The organism is Geomonas sp. (assembly GCF_056994735.1).
The window spans coordinates 1-2,812 of the sequence record NZ_JBXKJL010000324.1 but is presented as its reverse complement, the minus strand read 5'-3'; the positions used below and the strand labels follow the sequence as shown (position 1 = coordinate 2,812).

General features: G+C 59.5%; 3 protein-coding genes. All 3 read right to left on the bottom strand.

What is annotated here, in order from left to right; all coding sequences use genetic code 11:
• Positions 1-13 precede the first annotated feature (13 nt).
• Positions 14-847, bottom strand: coding sequence for a 16S rRNA (cytidine(1402)-2'-O)-methyltransferase (rsmI, locus tag AC11W3_RS14220; RefSeq protein WP_484088589.1), 834 nt, complete (start codon positions 845-847; stop codon positions 14-16).
• 192 nt (positions 848-1,039) lie between these two features.
• The gene (locus AC11W3_RS14215) at positions 1,040-1,861 is read right to left on the bottom strand and encodes an NAD+ synthase (RefSeq protein WP_484092167.1); all 822 of its coding nucleotides are present in this window, start codon (positions 1,859-1,861) and stop codon (positions 1,040-1,042) included.
• Positions 1,861-2,712: a nitrilase-related carbon-nitrogen hydrolase gene (locus AC11W3_RS14210; protein WP_484093199.1), complete on the bottom strand. Its 852-nt coding sequence runs from the start codon at positions 2,710-2,712 to the stop codon at positions 1,861-1,863. Before AC11W3_RS14210 ends, AC11W3_RS14215 begins: the two co-directional genes overlap by 1 nt.
• Positions 2,713-2,812 lie beyond the last annotated feature (100 nt).

Below are 2,812 nucleotides of genomic sequence, written 5' to 3'. Positions count from 1 at the left end.
ACTGGAGGGAGCCCTACCCCTTCTGCCTGAGCGCCTCCGCGTAGACCACACTCTTCGGCATCCCCGTTTCAGCAGTCACCTTCTTCACCGCATCCTTCAGGGAAAATTCTCCCGAACCGAGGTAGCGCGCAAGCAACTCCTCCATCTGCGGGGTGTCCGGCACTTCCGGCTGATCCGTAGGCGCCACCAGAATCGCCACCTCACCTCTGACCGCGGTCTGCTCCGCCCGCTCCAGGATGGAAGAGAGACTCCCCCTCATGAACTCCTCGTACATCTTGGTGATTTCCCGGGCGAGTACGATGTTGCGGTCCCCCAGGATCTCCAGCATGTCCCGCAGAGTCGTCAGGAGTCTCTTCGGAGCCTCATAGAAGATCAGCAGGCCCGGCACCGAGGCCAGATCCTGCAGCTTCTCCTTCCTCCTTCCCTGCCGGTTGGAAAGAAATCCCGCAAAAGTGAACAGATCAGATGGAAGCCCCGACGCCGAGAGGGCGGCAATTGCCGCGCAGGCGCCCGGGATCGGCACGACATGGTAACCCGCGGCCCAGGCATCGCGGACGATCTGGTAGCCGGGATCCGAGACGCAAGGAGTGCCGGCGTCGGTGACCAGGGCGACGTTCAAGCCTTTCCCCAGCTGGTCAAGGATGAAGTTCCCCTTCACATCCTTGTTGTGATCGAAGTACGAGGTAAGGGGCCTCGAGATGCCGAAATGGGTGAGGAGCTTCCTGGAGTGGCGGGTATCCTCCGCCGCGATCAGGTCGACCTCTTTCAGTATCCGCAAGGCGCGCAGCGTGATGTCTTCGAGGTTACCGATGGGAGTAGCTACGATATAGAGTGTTCCGGATGACATGGATTCAAAACCTGGGGCTAGGGGCTAGGGACAACAAGGGGCTAGGGGCTAGGGGCTAGGGGCTAGGGGCTAGGGACTGGAGACGGTGCCGCGTTTCCTTCCTGCCCTTATCAAAACGGGACTGGGGAGGAACGTAACGTACATGTCTCTGCCCTTTACTAGTCCCTAGTCCCCAGCCCCTAGTCCCTGCCTCTACTTCCCCCAGTCTCTGGCGTAGCGGAAGTCGCGGTCGATGGTCCTGTTGGAAACCTTGGCGATCACCGGGAGGCGGCGCTTGAAGTGCGAGCCCTGGACCTTCCGGTGGACGTTATCGATAAAGTGGGGATCGAAGCCTGCCTCTATCAGCTCGTCGCGGCTCATGCGCTGGTCGACCATCCGGTAAAGAAGCTCGTCTGCCTCACGATAGGTGAAACCGAGTTCCTGCTCGTCTGTCTGACCGGCCCAAAGGTCCGCGGAGGGCTTCTTCTCGATGACCTCGCGCGGCACGCCCATGGCCTCGGAGAGCTCCCACACCTGGCTCTTGTAGATGTCGCCGATCGGATTGAGGGCGCTGGCCATATCGCCGTGAAGGGTGCCGTACCCGAGGAGGAGCTCGGTCTTGTTGCTGGTGCCAAGGACCAAGCCACGCACTTCGGCGGAATGATCGTACAGTATGGTCATCCGCTCCCGAGCCATCTTGTTCCCCCGCCGCATATTATTGGCATCGGGAAAAAGATCGAAATAGGAATCCACCATCGGGGTTATTTCGATGACCTGGTAGTTGATCCCGAGCTTGTCAGCCACGAGCTTGGCATGGGCCTCGCTCTCGGGATTGCTGGTGCGATACGGCATGGTGTAGGCGTAGACGTTTTCCGGTCCCAGCGCCTCGGCGGCAATGAAGGCCACCAGGGCCGAGTCGATCCCTCCGGAGAGGCCCAGCACGCCCCTGTGCACGCCGACTTTCGTGACCTCGTCACGGACAAATCCGACAAGAATCTGGCGCAGCAGCGCCGTATTTACAGTAAGCGCGCCCATCAGCGAGAGTTCTCCCTGTCGATACGTTTGAGTTCCTTCAAAGTGATCACCATGTTCTCGTCCCGCATCATGGGTGAGAAGATACGCTCGCGCCGCAAGGCACCCTCGTCGATGGTGGCGACCACGAAATCTTCCTCAAGAATGTTTCCGCGATCGGTGACCTGCCCCGACGGCGCCACGATCTCCGAACCACCCCAGAAGTTGATCCCGTCCTCATATCCGACCCGGTTGCAGTAGAAGACCCGGCAGTTGAGGAACATGGCGGTGGTGGAGGTGAGCTTCTGCCATGCCGCTGACGAACCCAACTCCTCGGTCCCGCTTACCCCTCGGCCGGGGCTGGAGGAAAGGCAGATGAGAGTGGTGGCGTTGTCCATGGCCAGGATGTACGGGGCGGAGAGGTGCCACATGTCCTCGCAGATCAGGATGCCGAAGCGCCCAAAGCGGGTATCGAAGGCGCGGAAGCGGTCGCCACGAGCGAGGTAGCGCTGCTCGTCGAAGAGTCCATAGGTAGGGAGATAGACCTTCCTGTGCACGTGGCGAATCTCGCCATCCTCGAGGTAAACGGCGGAATTGAAAAAGCGGTAGTCGGCGGAAACCTCGACGAAGCCGATGGCGATGGAGATCTGCTTTGACAGGGCCTTCAGGGTCTCGATTTCAGGTGCATCGAGACGAAGCGCCACTTCGGGGACGAGGTCTTTCAGGAAGTAACCGGTAAGGGCCAGTTCGGGGAATACAATCAGGTCGGCACCCGCAGTTATTCCCTTCTCTATGGCTTCCTCGACAAGGGCCATATTGTCGCTCAGACAACCCAACTTCGGCTTGATCTGTGCCAGGGCGACGGTGAAATTCATGAGCTTCTCCGCGATTTTTTCTTCATTACTAGCACAGCCGCTATACCTTTTGCAAACCTTTCAGATGAAAAGCGGCTCTCGCTCGTTCGCTACGCTCACT

Bases quoted from the DNA above. Each gene is read 5' to 3' on its own strand.
- rsmI (WP_484088589.1), bottom strand. From the start codon at position 847: ATGTCATCCGGAACACTCTATATCGTAGCTACTCCCATCGGTAACCTC.
- AC11W3_RS14215 (WP_484092167.1), bottom strand. From the start codon at position 1,861: ATGGGCGCGCTTACTGTAAATACGGCGCTGCTGCGCCAGATTCTTGTC.
- AC11W3_RS14210 (WP_484093199.1), bottom strand. From the start codon at position 2,712: ATGAATTTCACCGTCGCCCTGGCACAGATCAAGCCGAAGTTGGGTTGT.